The organism is Streptomyces sp. NPDC058678 (genome assembly GCF_042714835.1).
Classification (GTDB): domain Bacteria; phylum Actinomycetota; class Actinomycetes; order Streptomycetales; family Streptomycetaceae; genus Streptomyces.
On sequence record NZ_JBHXSG010000079.1, the window covers coordinates 12,191 to 34,402 of the forward strand.

15 protein-coding genes and 2 pseudogenes are annotated in these 22,212 nt (G+C 69.1%); 7 read left to right on the forward strand and 10 right to left on the reverse strand.

Annotation, left to right across the window (positions count from 1 at the left end; genetic code table 11):
- Positions 1-444 precede the first annotated feature (444 nt).
- A complete protein-coding gene (locus tag ACFWWR_RS41855; protein ID WP_383876889.1) occupies positions 445-1,221 on the forward strand; it encodes a hypothetical protein in 777 nt (258 codons plus the stop codon).
- Between the two features lie 226 nt (positions 1,222-1,447).
- On the opposite strand, the gene ACFWWR_RS41860 is transcribed toward ACFWWR_RS41855, so the two are convergent.
- Both ACFWWR_RS41860 and ACFWWR_RS41865 read right to left on the reverse strand, forming a co-directional pair.
- The gene (locus tag ACFWWR_RS41860; RefSeq protein ID WP_384309305.1) at positions 1,448-2,620 is read right to left on the reverse strand and encodes a serine/threonine-protein kinase; all 1,173 of its coding nucleotides are present in this window, start codon (positions 2,618-2,620) and stop codon (positions 1,448-1,450) included.
- A 163-nt stretch (positions 2,621-2,783) separates the two neighbouring features.
- A complete protein-coding gene (locus ACFWWR_RS41865; RefSeq protein ID WP_384309308.1) occupies positions 2,784-3,029 on the reverse strand; it encodes a hypothetical protein in 246 nt (81 codons plus the stop codon).
- Between the two features lie 413 nt (positions 3,030-3,442).
- On the opposite strand from ACFWWR_RS41865, the gene ACFWWR_RS41870 reads away from it, so the two are divergent.
- A complete protein-coding gene (locus ACFWWR_RS41870; RefSeq protein WP_383876895.1) occupies positions 3,443-3,745 on the forward strand; it encodes a trypco2 family protein in 303 nt (100 codons plus the stop codon).
- 23 nt (positions 3,746-3,768) lie between these two features.
- Positions 3,769-6,453 (forward strand): tetratricopeptide repeat protein, encoded by a 2,685-nt coding sequence (locus tag ACFWWR_RS41875; RefSeq protein ID WP_384309310.1) that lies wholly within the window; start codon positions 3,769-3,771, stop codon positions 6,451-6,453.
- Between the two features lie 238 nt (positions 6,454-6,691).
- On the opposite strand, the gene ACFWWR_RS41880 is transcribed toward ACFWWR_RS41875, so the two are convergent.
- The 6 genes from ACFWWR_RS41880 to ACFWWR_RS41905 all read right to left on the reverse strand — a co-directional run bounded on the left by ACFWWR_RS41880 (position 6,692) and on the right by ACFWWR_RS41905 (position 17,612).
- The gene (locus tag ACFWWR_RS41880; RefSeq protein ID WP_384309313.1) at positions 6,692-7,006 is read right to left on the reverse strand and encodes a hypothetical protein; all 315 of its coding nucleotides are present in this window, start codon (positions 7,004-7,006) and stop codon (positions 6,692-6,694) included.
- A gap of 449 nt (positions 7,007-7,455) precedes the next feature.
- Entirely contained in the window at positions 7,456-7,707 is a 252-nt protein-coding gene (locus tag ACFWWR_RS41885; protein WP_384309315.1) for a hypothetical protein, read from the reverse strand.
- 217 nt (positions 7,708-7,924) lie between these two features.
- Positions 7,925-9,823, reverse strand: a complete 1,899-nt coding sequence (locus tag ACFWWR_RS41890; protein ID WP_384309317.1) for an SMI1/KNR4 family protein — start codon at positions 9,821-9,823, stop codon at positions 7,925-7,927.
- 652 nt (positions 9,824-10,475) lie between these two features.
- Positions 10,476-12,938, reverse strand: a complete 2,463-nt coding sequence (locus ACFWWR_RS41895; protein ID WP_384309320.1) for a Z1 domain-containing protein — start codon at positions 12,936-12,938, stop codon at positions 10,476-10,478.
- A gap of 280 nt (positions 12,939-13,218) precedes the next feature.
- Positions 13,219-17,286 carry a trypsin-like peptidase domain-containing protein gene (locus tag ACFWWR_RS41900; RefSeq protein ID WP_384309322.1) on the reverse strand — a complete coding sequence of 1,356 codons (4,068 nt, stop codon included), beginning with the start codon at positions 17,284-17,286 and terminating at the stop codon, positions 13,219-13,221.
- Positions 17,283-17,612: a CU044_2847 family protein gene (locus ACFWWR_RS41905; RefSeq protein ID WP_384309324.1), complete on the reverse strand. Its 330-nt coding sequence runs from the start codon at positions 17,610-17,612 to the stop codon at positions 17,283-17,285. The genes ACFWWR_RS41900 and ACFWWR_RS41905 overlap by 4 nt, the downstream gene beginning before the upstream one ends.
- Positions 17,613-17,983: 371 nt before the next feature.
- On the opposite strand from ACFWWR_RS41905, the gene ACFWWR_RS41910 reads away from it, so the two are divergent.
- Both ACFWWR_RS41910 and ACFWWR_RS41915 read left to right on the forward strand, forming a co-directional pair.
- Positions 17,984-18,577, forward strand: coding sequence for a sce7726 family protein (locus ACFWWR_RS41910; RefSeq protein ID WP_384309327.1), 594 nt, complete (start codon positions 17,984-17,986; stop codon positions 18,575-18,577).
- Positions 18,578-18,644: 67 nt separating this feature from the next.
- A pseudogene (locus tag ACFWWR_RS41915) lies at positions 18,645-18,776 on the forward strand (IS630 family transposase); the annotation flags it as partial.
- Between the two features lie 72 nt (positions 18,777-18,848).
- Here ACFWWR_RS41915 and ACFWWR_RS41920 read toward each other — a convergent pair.
- Positions 18,849-19,892, reverse strand: a complete 1,044-nt coding sequence (locus ACFWWR_RS41920; RefSeq protein ID WP_384309329.1) for a GlxA family transcriptional regulator — start codon at positions 19,890-19,892, stop codon at positions 18,849-18,851.
- A gap of 136 nt (positions 19,893-20,028) precedes the next feature.
- Between ACFWWR_RS41920 and ACFWWR_RS41925 the strand changes: the two genes are divergently transcribed.
- On the forward strand, positions 20,029-20,955 hold the full coding sequence (locus ACFWWR_RS41925; protein ID WP_267017442.1) for an NADP-dependent oxidoreductase: 927 nt from the start codon (positions 20,029-20,031) through the stop codon (positions 20,953-20,955).
- Between the two features lie 296 nt (positions 20,956-21,251).
- Here ACFWWR_RS41925 and ACFWWR_RS41930 read toward each other — a convergent pair.
- A pseudogene (locus tag ACFWWR_RS41930) lies at positions 21,252-21,371 on the reverse strand (TetR family transcriptional regulator); the annotation flags it as partial.
- Positions 21,372-21,533: 162 nt separating this feature from the next.
- Here ACFWWR_RS41930 and ACFWWR_RS41935 point away from each other — a divergent pair.
- Positions 21,534-22,212: NADP-dependent oxidoreductase (locus tag ACFWWR_RS41935; protein WP_384309333.1), on the forward strand; the 679-nt coding region annotated here is incomplete at its 3' end.

Consider the following 22,212-nt stretch of genomic DNA (forward strand, 5'->3'; position numbering starts at 1 on the left):
GATGATCCTCCGGTGACAAACCCGGCCGGGGGGGGGGGGGCCCCCCCCAGCCGGGCCCCCCCCCCGGGCCGGCGGTACCCGGGCCCCCCCCCCCAAGGCCCCCCCCCCCCCCCCCGCGACCCCGGGATCCGCTCGCCCGACGGCACTGGCGATGCTGCTGGTTGCGCACCACCCCAAGCGCCCGCTCCACGGCCGGCCGCCGGCAGGCCGCCCCATGGGCTGGAGGCGGGCAGACAGCGGCCCGGATCCGGCCGGTGTCACCTGCCGGGGCGGTGCGCGGGCTGCCGTCGAGGAGGGCCCGGCAGAGACCTGCAGCCGTCCCGGCTCCCTGCCGGGCACGGCCGACAGCGCCAGGCGTTCGAACCGGGGCAGCGTCGATTCCGCGATGCTGAATCGTGGCTCGCACCCATATCCGCACTGGTCTTTGAGGCAAGATGCGCGGTCATGGGGAAGAGGGACGACAGTGACGAGGCGTACGTCGTCGGTCTGTGTAATCAGGTGCTCGGTGAGACAGCCTTCACGCAGCACACCTTCGATTGGCTGCTGGGCGATCCTGGCATCGGCGGCCGACGGGCCAGGCTGCCGGTCGACGCCTTCTGGCCTGGCCATCAGTTGGTGGTCGAATACCGGGAGTTGCAACACGACCAGCCCGTGTCCCACTTCGACAAGCCGGACAGGCTGACCGTAAGTGGTGTCCACCGCGGCAAGCAGCGGACGCTGTACGACGACCGACGCGAGAGCGAGATTCCCGCTCATGGTCTGCGGCTGGTAGTGATTCGTCCGGCCGATCTCGAGGCGGACAGCCGCGGACGCCTGCGCCGGAACCAGGAGAGTGACCTGGCAGCGCTGAGGAAGATCCTGGCCCGCCGCAGCGACGAGGACCGGATCACCGATGCGTTCCGCAGCTGGCTGCTGGCCCAGGGCTGGACACCGGTCGATCCCACAGACCGCTGGACCGATCTTGAAGCCGTGCGCGGCACAGAGCGGCTCATCTGTGAAGCCAAGGGCCGCACCAGAGAGATGGGCATCGACGCGGACATCGCGTACGGGCAGCTGTTGCGCCGCATGACGAGCGAGGCACCGCAGATACGGTATGCGCTCATCGTGCCGTCCTCATCCGTCAAGGCGGCCGAGCGCGTTCCGGTCCATGTCCGCAGGCTGCTGCGGATCGACGTGTACGAGGTGACGGACGACGATGCGGTGCGTCAGCTGCCGGCGTAGACGACTGCGTCGTTGTGCCGCCCAGCCGCGCGGCCGGCCGACATCCCAACGCTCCTGGAGACGGCGTCGGGGCCTGAAGCGTTGCCGTCCCGGACGCGGCCTCCTGCACTTGCCCGCCCCCGCCCATGATCTGCGCCGGCGTGAGAGAACAGCGCCGCGTCGGCGAGGCGGACGGCTTGGTTCGCTGCCCACGCCCGGAGACCGCGACGGATACCCACGCTGGTGTCTACCGGGCAGGACAGTAACGGACTGTAACGTCGTTGAGGTTTTCGATCCACGCATCGAGCTGGTCCTCGTCCCTCGTGGTGACGCGGCAGCTGTACGCGTGGCCGTTGGTGAGGGTGACGGTGATGGTCAGGCCGTAGCCGCGGCCGGTTTCCCGGTGCGTGACCGTGCGCACCACAGGCCAGGGAAAGTCAGTGGGGTGCCCGTTGATGCCCAAGGAGATGCCATGGACGTCCGCGATCACGGCGTTCTTGTGGTCCATGGCCAGGAACTCACCAGCCCCATCCGCACTTTGGTCATCGGTCGGCGCGGGGAAGGCGGTGATGGTCGGGGGATAGGGCGGCGGAGCCGGGATGGAGGGCGTGGACAGCAGGGTCGGCGTGTAGCCGGCCGTTGAGGCAGGTGGAGCGGTGAAGGTGTCCAGCAGCTGTCCCGGAGTCGGCCGCAGCGCTGGTTGCTTCGCCAGACACGCATCAACCACGGCCCGCAGGGCGACGGGAACGGCAGTGACGTCGGCTTCGTGGTGTACCGAGCGATACACCAACGCCACCGATGTCCCGTGTCCGAAGGCACTGCCGCCGGCGGCAGCCACCAGGACGGCACCGAACGCGAACACGTCTGCCGCACCGTTCACCGCCTGGCCTTCGGCCTGCTCCGGAGCCAGAAAACCGGGGGTGCCGATGCCAATCCCCGTCGCCGTCAGCCGTGCATCCTCCGCCGCACGCGCGATACCGAAGTCCACCACCCGCGGCCCGTCCACCGCCATGATGATGTTGCCGGGCTTCAGATCACGGTGCACCAGGCCACAGGCATGGATGGCCTGCAGCGCCTCTGCCAGCGCCGCACCCAACGCCCGCAATGCCTGCTCGTTCATCGCACCGTGGGCGTCCAGGGCGTCAGCCAGCGTGGGACCGTCGATGTAGGCGGTGGCCAGCCACGGCAGCTCGGCATCGGGATCGGCATCGACGACCGGCGCCGTATGGAACCCGCCCACCCGCCGAGCCGCGTTCACCTCGGCCCGAAACCTCTCACGGAACATGCTGTCCTTGGCCAGCTCCGGCCGCGCGACCTTCACCGCCACCAGACGGCCACCCCGCGAGCGCGCCCGGTACACGACTCCCATCCCTCCTGCACCGAGCACCCGCTCCACGGCATACGGGCCGATACGCTCCACAGCCCCACCCTCCCCTGAATGTTCGCTCGCCACGGTAAGCCAGCTCGCCCAGGCAGTGATCGGCAGGGGACAGGGCGTGGAACCTGTAGCACTCAGGTCTGAGCTTGCTGAGCGGCCCGCCGATGGCCCTGCGCCCACGCGTACCAGTTGCCTTCGTCGGTGACTAGCCGGGCGCTGGAGAGGGGCAGTGCGGCACGATCCGGCCCGTCAGCATCCACGACACCGCGTCGCTCAGCGCCGCACCGACCGGCGACCCGGCGGTCACCGTCCACACCTGCTCCCGATCCTCGAGGGCCTGGACCAGGAGCGTGGGCACGGCGCCCACCCGCGGGCGGGGCCGGAAGCCGAACCAGCACACCCGCACCCCGTCCCGCTCAGACAGACTGGTGCGTGCCGCGATCTCTTCCACCGTGATGGGAGACAGCTGCGCCTCCAGCGCCGTCAGCCGGGTGCCGTCGGGGCGGACGAGCCCGGGGTCGGGCGCCCCGCAGGTCGCGGCGTGGCGGATCAGGTCGGGTGGCCTCGGCGGTCCAGCGGTACGTCAGGGGCGACAGCCCGTAGCGCCGCTTGAAGGCCTGGATGAGCGCCTTCTTCAGCATGAAGGGCGTGCGGACGGAGCACTGGCGGCGTGGACTGGGCCCAGCGCGCTACCACGGCACGCGGCGCACCGCGGGCTATCCCGGGATTCTCGCGTGACCCGCTGTCCGCCTGGGAATACTCGTCCAGCACGGCGGGAGGCATCTCTCCGCTCCGCGGCCCGCGTCCCTCGCGGCGGCCGTCCGGCGCCGTGCCGACGCGGAACACGGACACAGGGGGATCACAGTGGGGAACCTTGGGCTTGCCGAGACCATCGCCGCCTTGCGGGAGGAACTGGCCGAAGCCGTCGCCGCCGGCTCGGACGCGGAGTTCCGCTTCGGCGTCGGCGAGGTGCAACTGGAGCTGAGCGTCGGGGTCACACACCAGGCGACGGGCACGGGCCGCGCCAAGTTCTGGGTGCTGGAACTCGGCGGCGACGGTCAGTACCGCAGGGAGGAGATCCAGCGGGTCCTGATCACGCTGGAGGCGCCGACCGACCGTACGGGACGGCCGGTGCGCGTCACACGTGACTCCCTCGTCAAGCCCTGACCCGGACACCCTGGACGACCGAGGTGACCGCCATCATCGAGCGCGCGGTGGAAGTCCTCCGCAGACGCCGTACCGGCCCCTGGAGCGTGGGCTCCGGGTGCCTTGTCGGCGGCCGGCTGGTCCTGACCGCCGCGCATAACGTCCTCACCAACGCCTTAGTGGACGACGTGATCAGCGTCCGGCGCGGGGACCGGTTCGAACTGGCGGCAAAGGTCCTCGCCGCGGACCCCGCACAGGACCTCGCCGTCCTGCGGGTCGCCGACCACCCCTGCCTCACGGACATGCCCGCCGTCCGGTACGCCAGGATCGACCGCCGACGGACCGCATTGGTCGAGTGCTGGGCCATGGGCTACCCCGGCTGGAACGAGCACCCGCAGTCCGGCACCGACGGCCCCCTGCGCGACAGCTCCCAGGTCAACGGAGTCATCCCACCGGGCTCCCACCTGCGGCGCGGCCTGCTGGAGTTCCGGACCCAGTCGACGCCCGAAGGGACACCCGGCAGCAGGAACGGCTCACAGTGGCGCGGCATGTCCGGGGCAGTGGTGTTCAGTGACGACCCCCAGCTGGGCGCGCTGGCCGTGGGCGTCATCAGCGAGCACCACCTCCCCGAGGGGGCGTCCACCCTGACCGTGGTACCCCTGACGGGCCTGATCGAGCTGGGGCGTGGGACACCGTGGTGGTGGGACCTGCAGGCGGACAACTGGGTCGCCCTGCCGCGCATCCCCGCCGACGCCCTGCCGCGCACCACCCGGCACATGAACCTGGGCCGGGCCCGCGCGAACTTCACCGATCGCGAGCGGGCCATCGTGAGGGCGACCGGCCTGCTCGTCGACCAACTCGAGGACAGCGCCCCGGTGGTGGTCCTCCACGGCATGGCGGGCGTCGGCAAGACCGAACTCGCCACCCGGATCGCCCACCGCCTGGCGCCCACCTTCTGGCACGCCCGCATCCGGATCGACCTCGGCGGCGAGGGCTTCGACGTGTCGACGGAGGCGGCCATGATCGAGCTCCTGCAGGCGTTCGGGCAGTCCGGCGACGACCTTCCCCCCGACGCGCTGACGCGGCGGCAGCAACTCCAGGACCATCTGCGAGCCGGTCCGAGTCTCCTCGTCCTCGACAACGTGGCCGACGCGGCCCGCGTCGTCCCCCTGCTGCCCGCGGCACCGGGTAGCGCCGCGATCCTCACCAGCCGCTCGGCCTTGCCCTCTGTCCAGGGCGCGGACCGGGTGGAGGTCGAACCGCTGCCCGACACGGAGGCGCTGCGGCTGTTCGAACGCATCGTCGGCGCCGAGCGCGTCGCCCGCGAGCGCGACGCCGCGGACACCATCGTTACCCTCCTGGGAGGGCTGCCCCTGGCCATCTGCATCACCGGAGGGAACCTCATCGCCCTCTCCCAGCGCAGACGGCCACTGAGGGAGCACGCCGGACTGCTCGCCGACGAACGGCGGCGCATTTCGCAGCTGGAGGGCCAACTGGACGGCGAGGACACCGGAGTACGCAGCAGCTTCGAGATCAGCTACCGGGCACTGCGCAAGGACACCCGACGGCTGTTCCGGTATCTCGGCCTGCTCGCCGGAGCCGACTTCGTGCCCGAACTGGCCGCGCGCTGCGCCGGCATCGGGCAGGAGAAGGCCGGACGTCTCCTCGGCGAGCTCGCCGACCGGCAGCTGGTCGAGGTGGACGGCCCCGTCGGCGAGCGCTACCGGCTGCACGACCTGTTGCGCCTGTACGCCAGGGAGCACGCCGAGCGCACCGAACCGGCCGCCGAGCGGGACGAGGCCTTCCGGCGCTCCCTGGACTGGTACGCGACCCGGCTGGACACCTGGATGAGCCGCCCGCAAGCCCACGAGAACCTGCCCGCTGAGGCGATCGACTGGTTCGCGGCGGAACACCTCAACGTCCAGGCCAATATCCGCCGTGCGTACGAGAGCCACGAGTGGGAGCTGCTGCTGCGCCTGGTGGAGCCGCTGTACGGGCTGCTCTTCTACCGCAGCCAGTGGGAGGAGATGGAGGCGGTCAAGGCCATGGCGGTGGAGGCGGCACGCACGCTGCACGACGAGTCCGCGGAGCTGGGGTCGCTCATCCATCTCGCCGAGGCACGGCGCATCCTGGGGCGCCGCGAGGAGACGACCGGGCTGTACGAGCGTGCGCTGGAGATCGCCCGCACGCGGGGCGACGAGGGCAAGCAGGGCTGGATCCTGACCCACTTCGGCGACCTCCAGTGCGACTTGGAGCGTCCCGGCGACGCACTGCGCCGGTACGCCGAGGCGGAGGCCATCTACCGGCAGCGGGGCGACAAGGGCGCCGAGATCTGGCTCTCTGCCCACATGGCCGACGCGTACCGGCGGCTGGACCGGCCGGAAGACGCGGCACGCGTGTTGACGGACGCCCTGGAGGAGAGCCGGCGGCGGGGCGACCCCGCCGAGATCGTGTGGTGCCAGTGGCATCTGGCCCTGGCATACGACCAGATGGGCCGGTACGCCGCCGCAGAGGAGACCCTCGCGCCGGCCGTCGACTTCCACCGGCACCGCGGCGACCAGGCAGGACTGGCGACGATGCTGACGATCCTGGGAGACATCCACCTCCACGCCAGCCGGCCTGCCCTCGCCCGGGAGGCGTACGGCGAGGCGCTGGAGCTGGTCCGCTCCCTCGACATCCCGCGGCGGGTAGCGGAACTTGAGGCAGCCCTGGAGCGTGCCTCCGGCTGAGGATTCGGAACGTCTCGCCCATGCTGGTCGATCACGGGGGTCTGCCAACGTCGACTAGCCACCCCTGCGCCTCGGCCGATCGTCCACCGGGGTCCGGCGTCGACCGCTGCTGTTCGGGCTTGCTGGTGTCAACTACTGATCGCAGCCGCCGCACTCGGTCTTGACCAAGGGAGCCTCACCGTTGGACATGACGTGGAAGACCGTGGCGTGATGCCTGAGTCAGAGTGTCAGGCACACATCATTTCGGCGTCGCGTCTTCGCAGCTCTCCGACACTTCCACCACCTCGAAGACCACCGGGTACTCGGTGATCTGCTGGTTCGGGCCAGGCTGGGAGTCGCAGATCTTCCACGCGGCGGGGTCGTTGACCGCACGCCCCTGTCCGCTCGCGTCTTTGAAGACCATGTCAAGTTCGGAGCTCATCTGCTCGAACGCCCGCCCGGCATTGCCGCCGATGACATCAGGCATGACGGCGGCGACGGGCTCGGCGTCTGCCGAACGACGCGTCTCGGCGGCCTCCGAGCTGGTCGTGGTGCTCGCCGAGACGTCCGGCACGGATGACGCTCCGCAGGCAGTGACTGACGCCAGGAGAGTGGCGGCGAGGGCGGGTCTGAGAAGCTTGGTGACGCTCATGTCATGTTCTCCCAGCGTGACGGCAGTTTCCGGACAGTATCAATCCGATGATCGTGTCCAGTCGCAGCCCGGCCAGCGGAACGGCTCGGGACTGAGTGATCGCGCTCAGGAAGTTGGCCGCCGCGTGTGCCGGCTCCAGCGAACCGCTATCGGCGGCGGGCGACGGGCTCGGGAAGGGGCGCGCCGCTCATGTCGCTCGCGTACGACTTGGCTGCTGCAACGATGCTGGGGGAAATGGCCATGGCCGACTCCGGTTCCTCGCATGGTCTGACGACGGGCGGCCGCGATCTCGCGGCCCGCTGGTACCGCCGGGCAGGGCGACCCGAACGGACCCGCCCTGCCCGGCGGCAGGTGAGGCGGTCAGTCCTCGATCAGTTCCAGGCAGGTAATGGGGGAGGCCGCTGCCGGGCAACCGGAAGCGTTTGGTGTCCTCGGAGATGCGATAGCGGGGGCTTGACCCGCTCACCGTTGCGCGGGTCGGTGCGCCGGCGGCGTGTGAACTCCTCGTCGAGGATGAAGCCCGCGCGGCCGCCGGTGCGGTTGCGTTGCTGCACGGTGCCGGTGAGCCCACGCAGCAGGGCCGGGCGCAGGTCGTCGGTGATCCGGGCGCGGCTGCCCGCCACGATGCTCGCGTACTGGTCAGGCGGATGGCTACAGACGCCACTGGCCGTGGCTATACGAGAACAGCAACCCTGGCCGTTCACGACATGGGTGCCCCAGCCGGTCCTCACAAAGGCCGCCCAGGAGATGGGCGCGACCAGCGCCCGCGCGATCAACCTGAGCTGAGACCACGGCCGGTCGTCGCCGGCGGGCCCGCCTTCCACGGGGGCCCGCCCGCGTTCAGGACCGGTGCCGCACGAAGCTGATATAGGCGAAGCCCTCGCCCGCGCGTGGTGCCCGGGTCCAGGACCGGGTGGTGAAGGTGTGGAGCCTGCCGTGGGTCAGCGCGAAGCGGGGGAGTGAGAGCCCGAGTTCGGTGTGCAGGGCTTGCAACACACGCAGTTCGTTGTCCAGCTCAGTGTCCTTCGGGCGGAACAGCCGTGCGGGGTCCAGGGCCTCGGGTATCGCGCCGGAGCGCTGGATCTCCGTGCCCCGCACGGTGAAGGCGTAGAGCTCCTCGCCGTGTTCGGCCACCGACAGCTGGAACGCGGCCGGGTGGTCACCGGGGGACGAGCGCCTTGGGTCGGACCACACCACCACTGCGCGGCCGGACGAGGAGGCGGCCGAGGCGGGGGACAGGAACAGCTCGTTCAGGTAGTGGTGGCAGTGGCCGTCGAATGCGAAGGCCCACCCTTCACTCGTGCGGCCGACGGCGACGACGGCCCGGTCCTCCCAGAGTTCCACGCCCTCCCGCTCGTGGGGCCTCAGTGCCCGCCAGGAAGCCCTTTGCGGGTCCACGGGCGCGCTCAGTTCGGCGCCTTCCTCGCCGATCAGGGCGGGCAGGCGGGCGGGGTCGATCCCCTCGACCCAGACACAGCGGTAGCCGTCGAACGGTTGCTGGTTCGCGGCCGGTTCCGTCAGCCAGGCGAGGCCCGGCGGGTCGAGATCGGGCACCGGCTCGGGAGCGGGTCCCCTCTCTCCGCCCCGCGGTGTCGCGAGGATTTCCCGCCCACGCTCCGGAGTGATCAGCGCCCCCAGGACCGGATCGGCGAGCACGCCGAGCGGGGCGATCAGCAAGGGCCCCGGCGCCTCCCACAGCGGGAGCGCGTCCCGCAGCACCCGCCACGCGGCGTCGGCCGCCCCCCAGCGGGCTGACTCCCGGGCCTCGGCGACGGCCCGGCCCCATGGACCGGCAGGCGCGTAGCGATGGGTGCCGTCCCGCATCGCGCTCAGTACGCCCTCGGCGGTTTTCCGGGCGGCCCCGCGGGCGGTCATCATCCCGAGCCAGTGCTCGTCCCCGCCCGGCCGCCATGCGCTGCGCGCCGGCGTCATGGCCTCCACGGGCAGAATCTCGGGCAGGTAGCGCGTGTCGGCCACCAGGTTGCCGTAATCCCGGGAGCTGCTCGGAGCCAGCAGATGCCGGAGCTGGTTCAGCAGGACGGCGCTTCGCGGCCTTCCGAAGGACAGCGCCTCTTCGAGCAGGGGTATGGCGTCCTCGTACCGTCCGCGCAGGGCCAGCAGGCGGGCCTCCTCCACATGGGCGTCCTGGGCGCGCGTGGTCGCGTTCACGAAGTCGGCTCGCTCCACCCGGTCGGAGTGGAAGCCGCGGTACATGGCCTCCATGTACGCGCGGAACGAGGGGTAACGGTCCGGCAGTTCACCGCTCCAGCCCTTGTAGACGTAGAGCGCCCACTCGCCGTCCTGGTCGCTGTCGCCCGGGTCGAGCAGGGCGTACGACATGTCGGAGTCCGTCTCCAGCCGTAGCGCCCGTTGCCACATCCCGGCCAGCAGGACGTCCTCCTTGCGCGGGTGGTCGCCCAGATTCTGCTCGTACAGCGGGGTCATATCGAACGGATCCTGGAACCAGTCGATGTCCGAGGTGCCGCCGAGCTGATAGATCCCGGCCGTCTGGTCGACGTGCCACCCGTCGCTCACGGCCAGGAACCCCCGGTACGAGAGGGGCAGCCGCCGCCCCAGCCGCTCCTCGGCCGCGGCGATCGCCGCCTCGTCCGCCCCAAACCTGCCCGGGCGGACGAGGGCCTGCTCCCCGTCCCCGTCCTCGTCGGCGTCCGGGCGCGGAACCCACTCCTCCTGCCACCGTCCCAGGAACTCGCGCCAGTTGAAAGATTCGCTGCTCATGGCCGGATGGTGTCATCCGGCACCGACAACGGTGGGCGGCCTGTTCTCATCTGCCGCGACGGCGGGCCACCCCCAGGAGGGCGCCCCGCGTTTTTCGCAGGTGAGGTGTACGCAAGTACCGCGACAGGCCCAGACCGGCCGTCACTCCACGCTACGAGACCGTCTGGCGTAGCGATCCGAGGACCGGTCCTTCTGGCACCCGTCCGCAGTCAGGCCCGCACGAGTGGAAAGATCCATTGAGCAGGTCTGGGGTAACCCCCGAGCAGCGGGTGGCCGATTTCGATTTCAAGGAGCGCCATCACCACTGACAACGCCTGCTCACCAAGCATCGGGCAGAGCCTGCCGGCCCCAGCCTGCCTGCCCTGCGTCGCTTTTCCTGGACCTTCACTGGGGCCCTCCACATTTTGGGCAAAGCTCTGCTGATTAATGATCTCGGGCTTGTGTAGTTGTGTGGACCTGTCTCCTACCCTCGCACGGTATCTCGTGCTGCCCGGGATGTCGGCGTACGAGTTCAAGTGCCAAGCTGCGTATGGATGAACCTGCAGAGGGGTCAAGCAACTTCGGTCTCGCGCTCGATGGCTTTGAGGCGGTCTTCAGGCGCCGCTCGGTCGGGTGCGGCCGTGGAATGGCAGGGGGAGCGCGTCATCGGCGGCTAGACGGTGGAGTCGGTGGTGGTGGGCTGGGGGAAGACGAGACCGACGCCGATGACGTGGTCTTCAGCGTCGAGGGGTGCGCGGTGCTTCTTCGCGGGGAGGGGGGCGGAGGTTTTGTCGATGGGGTAGAGGGCGAGCAGTCCTGTGTGGGGCAGTTGTTCGCGCCGGGCTTGTTTCATGGTCTGTTCGTTCAGGTTGCTGGTATCGCCGGTCAGGTCGATGGCGGCATCGCGCGCGCTCATGAGGGTTTTGATGTCGGCGAAGTCCACTTGTGGTGAGGCGATGTTGAGGCGGGAACGGATGATTCGGCCGACCGCGATGTTCTCGGCGAAGGTCATTGTCTCGGCGGGGTGTGTAGCGGGCTTGCCGATGATGGCAACGTTCCATTGACGCAGCGAGTCGGCCATGGTGATGCGCTTGCGGATGTAGTCGATGAGGAGACTGGGGTCGGTGTCGGCAGACTTCTCGTGGAACTGGTAGGCGGCGAGGAAGCTGATGACCACCCCGCTTGGCACGTTGCGGAAGAGGTAGCGCCCCAGGTCAGGGCGGTCTTCGGTGAGGGTGGCGTGGGCGGCTGAGGCCGCCACCAGGTCACGGGCTGCTTGGAGGTTGGCACGCAGCCAGCTGGCATTGGTGTGGAAGTAGTGAGTCTGCACGCGCTTGCCTCCGTAGGAGACGGAAGAAGGCGGCTGATTGCGTTTGGCCGCTGCTACGGTGCGCAGTTTCGGGTGGGACCGAATCTGCACGGCAAGGCTGAGCGGGTTGATGTCCTCGATGGCGGCGCGCTCTAGTTGCTGGCGCAGTTCGGTCTGAATGTCGGCGATCTCGCGCCACCATACGGAGAGCTGTTCGGTCATCCAGATCCGTGGCAGGTCGCCGTAGCCGGCGCGGAAACCGAACCAACGCTCCATCTGTTGCAGGGTGTCGTAGGCGGAGGCGGCGGTGACGAAGTAGCCCACCGACAGGCCCTCCCAAGTGAGCCCGCGGGCCAGAGGCGTGCCGCCGCCGACCACGATGGTGGCGGAGTGAGGAGCATCCTCATGGTGAGCGCTGTTGCTGGAGTTATGCGTGATGATGCGGCAGTGCTGCAACACGGCTGGCAGGTGGGCGATCAGCTCGTCGAAATCTACGGGGTGTTCACCGAAGTCTTCAGCCAGAACCCGTTGGGTTTCCTGCTGCCAGGAGCGGCGCAGGTAGGCGAGGCAGTTGGGGGAGGACAGCTGCTCAGCCGTGTGGTCGCGCAGCGCCTGGAGCGGGGCGAGGAAGCTGGCGTGAACGGTCGCATTGCTGCTGGTGTGGATGAGCATCGTGTTGTGGGGAGTGCCGCTGGCGCGGACCTGGCGTGCGGCGGCGACCATCCAGAAGTACTCCACTGCATGGCGCAAGGTGGTGGGCAGCTGGGGGGTGAACTCGGTGACGGCCTCTCGGGCGGCGGGCCGTAGGTGCGGGATGTCCTGGTCGGGGATCAACCGGATCATGTCGTATCCGTCGTCGGCTTGTTCCGGGTCGTCTTGTTCACCCGTGTCGGAGCCGAAGAGAATCTCAGGGCCGGTGTAGTGAGGCGGCCGTGGCAGGGCGACGATGAAGTCTTTGGGGAAGAGATCTGTCGCGCCTGGCTCAAGGAGGAGACCCGTCATTGGGCTGCTGGTATAGGCCAGGTAGGCGGAGCGCGGCAGGGTGTGAAGCATGTTGCTGACGCGGGGAATGATGTTGGTCGATGCTACGGAAGGCTGATCGGCATCCACGTCGATGATCAGCGCGGGGAACTCGTGGAGGAGACTAGAAGCCTGCATGAGCCAGCGAGCGAGTTTGCCGAGCACTGCCACGTTCTTCTTCACGACGCAGAGCACCGGTCTTTTGCTGCCCAGGATGCTCATCGCGTTGAGCGGTGACTGGAATTCCTGCTCGCTTGTGGTCAGTTCTACCCAACGCTCGGGATGAGGCTGGACGAGCTGCCGTGTCAGGCGTTGGTGAAGTTGTTCACGAAGCGCATTATGTATGCCAGCCAGGACGATGAAGAGCCGGTATCCCCGGTCGGCTGCTTTTGAGATCACTGCCGCGATGTTCGTGCTGGCCCCAGATTGAGGGTAAGTGAGCACCAGACCGCGGGCGGAAAAGGACGGCTCCTTGGGGTGATGCAGACGCGCCACGATCCGCGAGGACGCGTTATCTAGGCCCGTGAGCGCCTCATGGTGAAACGCAGCGCCCTCGAGCTGTCGCAGGAGCGCAGGCCAATACACGTCGCCGTCGCGCGGGCCCGCATACCAGAAGGCGTGTCCGGGGGAGACCTGCCCCGGCACCGGTGCGTGGTGTGCGTCGCGCGCCGACCGACGGGCGTGGCGCACCCGCAGTCCGTCAATCTCGGCCGGCTCCAGACCGAACTGTTCCAGGCGGGCCGTGGGTTGGGACAGTTCCAGTACGAGCCGAAACGTCTCATACAGCGCGTCGATTTCCTTGCTCACGTGCGGTGACCGTGTCCCTTCGCGCGGCCATCCCCGCGCCCACGACCATAGGTGAGGGATCGTAGAGGCAAGAAGTCCTCGGTGCTGGCATGGGTCTTCATCGATCCGCTCCTTGTCTTGCTCTGCATGACCTTCCGTATTTCATGGCCACTGCATTGACGGCGTTGCGCGTCGGTGTGTTGTTGGACCTTTTGCCACGGCAAGGCGGCCCACTCGGCCTGCACCACGGGGCCTATTACAGGAGTTGGCGAAGGTGGGATGGGTGGGCGTGCAGGGCGCCTCACCCGAGTTCCAGGGCCAGGAGGCCATCACTGAGCCCCACCACGACAAGGTCACCGCAGTCCGCCACGCCCCAGGCGGGGGAGTGCACTGTGATGGACATGGTGGGGTGCGGTGTCTGAAGGTCCCATACCCGTACGGTGCGATCGTCGCTGGCGGAGATGAGGCGGCAATGGCGGCCGTGCGTCTCGGTAGTCAAAGTGGTGATCTTGTCGGTGTGTCCGTCAAGACGTTGGCGTGCCTTGCCCGTGGCCGGATTCCACAGCTGGATGGTGCGATCATCGCTGGCGCTGGCCAGCAAGGGCTGTCCCAGCAGGGAAACGGTGGTCAGCGCCGTGATGGGCTCGGCATGGGCTTCCCAGACCCGCAGTGTGCGGCGGCGATTGGGGTCCCACAGACCGATGCTGCCGTCCTCGAACCCGGCGGCCACGAGCTGCTGGCCATCGACGATGAGGGTATCCAGGGCCACGATGGCGCTGTCCCAGGATGCCTGGGCTAGGCAATGTGCGTGGGTGGCCGGATCCCACAGCCGCAGCGTGCGGTCGCTACCGGCGCTGGCCAACAGCGTGCGTCCGCCTACCCTCACGGGACACAGCCCGGTCAGAGTGTCGTCGTGACCGGTCAAAGTGCGCAGGATCGTTGCGCGTGCGGTGTCCCAGACGAGGATGCGGCCATCGTCGCCCCCGGCGGCCAGGTGAGGTTCGTCGCCGATGGGCACAACGCACAGGGTGCGGACCCAGCCGTCATGCCCCTCAAGTACCGTGACAACCTCGCCGGTGGCGACGTCACGCACACGCACACGATGGTCACTTTCAGCCGAGGCCAGATAAGCCTTGCCGTGGCTGGGCACAGCACATACCGCCGTAACCGCCTCGCCCTGATCAACAGCGGGCAAGGGCGGTCCGGCTTGGACATCCCACAGCCGGATCGCGCTGTCATTGCCGGCGCTGGCCAGCAGCGTGTGCTCGCCCCAGGCCAACACGCACACGCTGGTCACCCAGTCGGTATGGCCCTCGAAACCGTCCGGCGCGATCTGGCTACTGCTGCTGTCCCACAAGCGCACCGCAGTGTCATGTCCTGCACTGGCCATGACAGGGCGCCGGCCCAACGGGAACGATGTGAGGGCGCGCACCCAGTCGGTGTGCTGCTCGACCGTGCGGACGAGGGCACCCGCCTGCCAGTCCCACAGGCTGATCACCTGGTCGTTGCCCGCGCTGGCCAGCAGTATCTGCTGACCCACCACGACGGGACACAGAGCGTTGATCCATGTCGCATCTGCGGCAAGGACGCGCACCGCCTTGCCGGTGGCCGGATCCCACAAACGGATCGTCGCATCGGTGCCGGCGCTGGCGAGCAGCGTTCGACCGCGGTAGGTGAGGCAGGCCAGGGCGCGGACGGGGCCGGTGTGTCCGGTCAGTATCCGTACTGTTTCCCCGGTATCGGCATCCCACAAGCGGACCGTGTGATCGTTGCTGGCGCTGGCCAGCAGCCTTCTGGAGCCGACGGGCACATCACACAGGGCATTGATATACGCGCTGTGCCCGGTGAGCGTGCGCACACAATGTCCGGTGACCGGATCCCACAGGCGGATGATGTGGTCGGTGCCGGCGCTGGCGAGCAGCGTTCGACCGCGGCGGGTGAGGCAGGCCAGGGCGCGGACGGGGCCGGTGTGTCCGGTCAGTATCCGTACCGTTTCCCCGGTATCGGCATCCCACAAGCGGACGGTGTGATCATTGCTGGCGCTGGCCAGCAGCATCCTGGAGCCGTGCGGCACCGGACAAAGAGCATTGATCCAGGCGGTGTGCCCCTCCAACACGATGTCCTCGGCATGCGGCGCCCCCACCGCCCACACCGCCCGGTACGGAGCAGGCTCGCCTCGATTGCGAAAGGATCGCCCCAGCTGCTCGCGCGCCTCGGTGACGCTGAACAACGCCATCCGCTCCCGGGGGCCCGCCTCCAGCGCCTGCGGCGTCTTGCGCAACAGGCGAGCCCTGGCCCGCCCGACGGCCGAAAGGGAGGCCTTCGCGGCCGGCACTAGCCGCCGCAAGTCGGCATAGAGCGCATAGGTATCATCCTGGAGCAGCTCATCGATGATGCCGCCACGCGCTGCATGACCCGGCAACGAACGCAGCACGTAACTTGGAGCACTCGCCCACGAAGAGCCGCCAGAGGCATCCATCAATGCCCGCGCGATGATCCGCTCATCGTGCTCCAGCAACGTCACCGCGGCACGATGGGCCAACAGTGCCTCGTTCAGGGCCTGATGGAAGAGACGGAAACTGCCCGAGCGCGTCGCACTATCACTCGATTCCACCAGGAAGTTAGCGGCCGCCGACCGCGCGAAGCTAAACAGCTGGCCCTCGTCCACTGCCTGTCCCGTCATGGCCTGCACCACGCGCCGCCACAAAGACAGCGTGAGCCCGGGGGACTCCGCATACGCCAACGCGGTCAGCAAGTCCTGCGCCGGCACCCCCTGCAGGTCAGGCAGCCGCAAGAGATAGTCCCGCAGCGCCGACTCCACCGTCCCGGTGTAACGCAGCTGCTCTACCGCGATCGCCTCTTCGTCGCGCATGCCGTGCGAGCGGGCCACCAGGCCAGCGATCAGGAAGTTGCCCTGCGCCATCTCGGCAATGCGCCGCGCCACCGCCGTGGCGATCTCGTCGTCCCGATAAGGGCTGTTGGCCCGCTCATCACCCACCAGCTGCAAGGTCGCCAGCGCGTAGGCAACAAGATCATCGGGTGCGAAGAACTCCGGCAGGTCCAGATCAATGATCTTCAGCGCGCCTTCGAACGGTGCCAGGAGATCTCCCGCATCATCCACGCGGCGACTGCCCACCACCACCCGCACACCCAAATCCGCGCACGTCTCCGCCAAGGCGATCGCGCTTTGCAAGATCACGCGCGCGTGCTGGGGGGTTGTTGCCTCATCCAAGGCGTCAATCACCACGCAGAAGCTCCCGCGCGCATCCTTCGCCAACGCCTCGCGTAGCAGCTCGGGCAACTCCTTGACCTGCTCAGGCAAGCGAGCAGAAGCCGCGGTAGCGATCTCACGCGCCACCTCCACCGCCGCCTTATCGCGGGCATGAACCGCGCACGCCACCGACCCCACTGGCGCCCGCACGCCCTGATCTTCCTTTGGCAATGCCGCTGCGATCTGGGCATCAGCGGTCGTCACCACTCGCCCCAGCACCGCAGACTTGCCCACTCCCGGAGAGCCGGTCACCACCAGCACCTGGCGTCGATCCCACTCCCGCGTCGTCATCCACTCAACGACCGCCGTCAAGGCCGCGTCGCGTCCGCGGAAGCGAAATCCGCGCTCAGCATCCGTGCTGACCCCGCGCGCCCGTGGGCGCCAATGCCGGCCCGACTCCGCGTCCCCGGCCAGCGTCCACCCCCACGCCGAGAGCGCCGCATCCCCGGCTGCCTCTACCGACCAGTCCGTCAACAAGCGAAGTTTTTGCTCTGGCAGCACTAGATCAACCGCCTTGAGCGTTAACGCCCGCGCATCTCCCGAATCACGGCGTGCCTGCCCCACCAAGCCCACTACAGCGTCGTAGTCAGCCGACCACAACGCAGCACCGCTGTAGCCCGGCTGGACTGGATAGCGCGAGGAAGTGTCCAGGCGCACCCAACCAAAGCCGAGCGCCTCACCCACACTGCCATCCGCTGAGTTGCCCAACACCCCATCGGGAAAGCCAAACGACCACCACGAATGGTCCACCAGGTCACCCGCCGCTGGACGCCGCAGCCGCGCCGCATACTCCGGCGCGATCTCCTCAGCCAGCACCAAGACGGCCACGTCCTGGACGTTTTGCTGATCCGCCGGTGGTGCCACGACCTGCTCGACCGGCACCCGCAGGTGCATCAGCTCCTCAGCCTTAGGAAACGTCACCCACAACTCACTGCGCACGTGGTGCTTATCGTGGACTACATGAGCGCAGGTGAGTACCCGGCGCGTGTCGATCAGGAACCCCGACCCCAGCGGACGCCCGGCATCTGCCGCCTGGTGAATGGCCGTCACCCACACATCCGACGGCGGGCGCACGCCCGGCCGGCGCTGCCCGGTCATGCCGACGCGCCCTCGCCTTCGCTCCCATCGGCGCCTGGACGCCAGGTGAGCTTCACCCCAAAGTTCGCCTCCGACGCGGCCTTGGCAACCAGCCAGTTGGCCGTGCCATTGACCTTAATACCGAAGGACACCTCCACCTCGGCTGGACGCAGTGCAGCGATCTGCGCCAAAATCCGCTGCGCCGCCTCCACCGCAGGCCGGGCTGCTTCATCCACACGGCTTACGACCTGATCGACACTGACCTGCCGCCAGTCATCCGTCGCTTCAATCTCAAACTGGACCACCGTGTCCGCATCCAGTGCATACGACACCACCTGGGATGTCACGCGTCCCCCTCATCACCCCTGCTTAGGGCATAGACGGTACCCGCAACTGCAACTCCAGCGCAGCGCGACCTCAGCACCAGCACTCGCCACCATGGGAGAGCTACCGGGCGACCGACTCGCCCCAAAATGCCCCTTCATGAGAGAAAACCACCTCACCATTCCATCGAGTCCACGCGGTACGGAACCGAGCGCATGGCGCACTCTTCGATGCCGTCGCAGGCGGCGGCGCACAGCGAAGTCGTGGGAGCAGCACGCTTCGCCCGGCTCCTGCCCGGCTCAACGGACGGCGAGTCCCGCCGTCACAGCGGCCCGACAGCAGGCGACGGCGTGCTGGTGCAGGTGAGTGGTGAAAGCGTGTCTAAAGTGCTGGGGTGAGTGTGCGGAGCGGTCTGGCCCGGGACGGTGATATTCGACCCGCGGTGCGGGAGTGGATCCTTGGGCAGCCGGGGTGGCGCCAGGCGGTGCTGCGGGAAGAGTTCGGTCTGTGCAACGGGGAAGCTAGGGCTGATGTGGCTGTAGTTGCTCCGCAGTTGGAGGGCTTTGAGATCAAGGGCCCGTTGGATCGGATGGCCCGGCTGCCGCGCCAAGTTGCCTTCTACGACCGCATCTTCGCGCGTTCTTGGCTGGTGACCACCGAGGCGGCCTGGCCGGCGGCATCGGCGCTCATTTCCCCGTGGTGGGGCGTGCTGCTCGCCCAGAGCGCCCGGCGGCAATCCGGTCTGGTTCCGGTGCGGACAGCTCAGCCCAGCCCTGCCGTGGAGCCGTTGGCGCTAGCTCGGTTGTTGTGGCGGCAGGAAGTGCTGGCAGAACTGGATGCCGCAGGTTGGACGGGCAGCGTCGGTCGTCTGCCCCGTCACCGGCTGTGGCAGATCCTGGCCGACGCGCTGCCCGCCGAGCAGCTGGCAGCGCGTGTGCAGCAGGTTCTCGCGGCACGTGAGCAGTCCGCTAGTGCTGTGACCGCATAGTTTCGCCGGGTCGGCGGTCGTGGCGGTTGCATGTGCGGTGACATCCGATCCGACCGCTGGAGGCGCGGTGACCGAGCCCGTCCGTGTGCGCAGACTGACCGACCACGAGGGGCAGAAGCTGCAGCAGATGGTGCGCCGGGGCAGCACGAGTTCGGTGCGCTACCGGCGGGCGATGATGCTGCTGGCCTCCGCTGGAGGGGGCACCGGCAGCGGATGATCAGGCGGATCCCGGCCGGCCCGCGGAGCGGGTATGTGCGGCGCTGATGTGTCCTCAGACGCCCGCTTCCACCAGGTCGTCGGTATGGAAGGTGCGGCGGTAGGAGGCGGGTGAGACACCGAAGGCGGCGCGCATGTGGGCGCGCAGGGAGTTGGCGGAGCCGAAGCCGCAGCGGTGGGCGATCAGGTCGATGGACAGGTCGGTGGTCTCCAGCAACTGCTTGGCCAGTTCCAGGCGTTGCGCGGTGAGCCACTGCACGGGGGTCATGCCGACCTCGTCGCGGAAGCGGCGGGTGAAGGAGCGCAGGCTCATCCGGGCGTGTTCGGCCAGGCGGTTCAGGGAGAGGGGTTCGCCGAGGTGTTCCAGGGCCCAGGCGCGGGTGGCGGTGGTGGTGCCGACGGTGGGTTCGGGCACCGGGCGGTCGATGTACTGGGCCTGGCCGCCGTCCCGCCAGGGCGGGACGACGCACATGCGGGCGGCGCGGTTGGCGGCGGCGGCGCCGTGGTCGCGGCGGATCATGTGCAGGCACAGGTCGACGCCGGCGGCGACGCCCGCGGAGGTCAGGACGTCGCCGTCGTCGACGAAGAGGACCTCCTCGTCGACCTTGACGCGGGGGTAGGCGCGGCGGAACTCGGGAGCGAGGCCCCAGTGGGTGGTGGCGGGCCGGCCGTCGAGGAGGCCCGCGGCGGCCAGGACGTAGGAGCCGGCGCAGATGGACACCAGGCGGGTGCCGGGCCGGATGCCGGCGATGGCCGCGGTGACCTCGGGCGGCAGCGGGCCGCCGCGGCCCAGCTCGGGCATGGCGTGCGTGGGCGGGACGATCACGGTGTCCGCGGCGGCCAGGGCCTCGGGACCGGCCGCGGGCTGCACGGTGAACCCGGCGTCGCTGAGGACCGGGGCGCCGTCGGCGGTGCAGACGGTGACCTCGTACAGCGGGCGTGAGCCGGCGTCCAGGACGCTGCCGAAGACGCGGGAGGGGATGCCGAGTTCGAAGGGCGGGACGCCGGGCAGGGCGAGGACGGCGATGCGGTGCCGCCCGGCCGCGTCGGCGCTCGGGTCGGGGCGGGGGTCGGTGCACGGCCACTGCATCTCACTCATGGCCAGATCCTGTCACATAGTGGCCAGACGGCCAACACCATGGTGGGGGCGGGTGCCGGATCGTGGACTGCGTCGCGCCGGGAAGGGCCCGGGCGGCCGGTATCCGATCAAGACGGAAAAGAGTGAGGCGGACAGCATGCGTGCGGTGGTCGTGGAGCAGTGGGGCGGACCGGAGGTGCTCGTGGAGCGTGAGGTCGCCCGGCCCGAGCCGGGACTGAACGAGGTCCTGGTGCGGGTCCACGCGGCCGGTGTGAACCCGGTGGACTTCAAGACCCGGGCCAGCGGGGCCCTGATCGAGTGGGGCCAGGTCCCGGCGGTCGGCTGGGATGTCTCCGGCACCGTGGAGGCCGTCGGACCGGGCGTGGGGATGTTCCGCCCCGGGGACGAGGTGTACGGCATGCCGCTGTTCCCGCGGCAGGCCGGCGCCTACGCCGAGTACGTCGTCGCCCCGGCCCGCCACCTCGCGCCCAAGCCGGCGAACCTCACCCACGTGCAGGCGGCGGCGCTGCCGCTGGCCGCGCTGACCGCCTGGCAGGCCCTGGTGGACACCGCCGGGGTGCGCGCCGGTGAGCGGGTGCTGGTGCACGCGGCGGCCGGCGGGGTCGGCCACCTGGCCGTGCAGATCGCCAAGGCCCGCGGCGCGTACGTCATCGGCACGGCCAGCGCCGGCAAGCACGACCTGCTGCGGCAGCTGGGCGCGGACGAGGTGATCGACTACCGCACGGTCCGCTTCGAGGACGCCGTCGGGGACGTGGACGTGGTGCTGGACGGGCTCGGCGGCCAGAACGCCGAGCGGTCCCTGACGGTGCTGCGCCCGGGCGGCCGGCTGATCACCCTGCCCGGCCCCGACGACGTCCCCGCCGACGTCCCCGGCCACGTGCGGGCGGTGTGGATGCTGGTCGAGCCCGACCACCTGGGTCTGCGCGAGATCGCCGCCCTGGCCGAGCGGGGCGCGCTCACGCCCGTGGTCGAGACCGTCGTCCCGCTGGCCGAGGCCGCGAAGGCGCACGAGATCGGCGAGCAGGGCCGCACCACCGGGAAGATCGTCCTGAGCGTCGCCTGACGCCGGCCGCCCCGGCCGGGTCGGCTGCGGGCAGGTGGAGCGGGACTGGAGCCCCGGGACCGACCGGTCCCGGAACTCCGGGCGCGGCCGAACGGGACGGGGCGGACCTGCGGGCACGGCCGGACAGGACGGAACTGCGGCTCGGGGCTTCGGATTGCGCCCTGTCCGACGGTGGCGTTCGCGGCGGCGAGGCCGACGTCGATGGCGGCGGCGAACTTCTCGTTCTGCACCATGATCAGCAACTCGGCCTTCGTGGACGCGTACAGGTAAAGAGTGCCGTTCGCGACGTCGGCCCGGCGGGCGATCTGCTGTGTCGTGACCCCGCTGACGCCGTGTTCGGCGAACAGTTCGCGGGCTGCGGTCGTGATGCGCTCGCGCTTGGCCTGTTTGGCCCGCTCGCGGCGCCCGATCGGCATGTGGGCCGCGTCCCAAGGGACCTCCCTTGACAATAATTCCGAGTCGACTCATAATTGAGTGCACTCGGGTTAATGGAGTGAGGCGAGGCCCCATGTCACGCCGAATTGGCCGATCTGGCCTCACGCCCGGATAAACAGGATGAAGACAAGGAGTAGTGCCCCATGCGAGCGTTCGTCGTCACCAAGTACAAGGAGCCGCTGCAGGAGGCGGACGTCCCCGAACCCACCGTGGGGGAGCACGACGTGCTCGTCCGGGTGGAGGCCGCCGGACTGAATCAGCTGGATGAGAAGATCCGCGCCGGTGAGTTGAAGCAGATCCTGCCCTACAAGCTGCCGCTGATCCTGGGCAACGATGTCGCGGGCACTGTCATCAGCGTCGGGACGGCGGTTCGCGGCTTCAAGCCCGGAGACGAGGTCTACGGTCGGCCCGACCAGGACCGCATCGGCACGTTCGCCGAGCGCATCGCCGTAGCGGAGGGCGACCTGGCGCTCAAGCCCGCTTCGATCAGCATGAATGAGGCCGGCTCGCTGCCGCTGGTGGCGCTCACGGCGTGGCAGGCGCTGGTGGAGCGCGGGAAGGTGCGGCCCGGGCAGAAGGTTCTCATCCACGCCGGGGCCGGCGGGGTCGGTTCGATCGCGATCCAGCTCGCCGCGCACCTCGGGGCGAGCGTCGCCACGACCGCCAGCGGTTCCAACGCGGACTTCGTGCGCGCGCTCGGCGCGGACACGGTGATCGATTACCGCAGCCAGGACTTCGAGCAGCTCCTGACCGGCTACGACCTGGTGCTGGACAGCCTCGGTGGGGAGACTCTCGAGAAGTCCCTGCGGGTGCTCAAGCCCG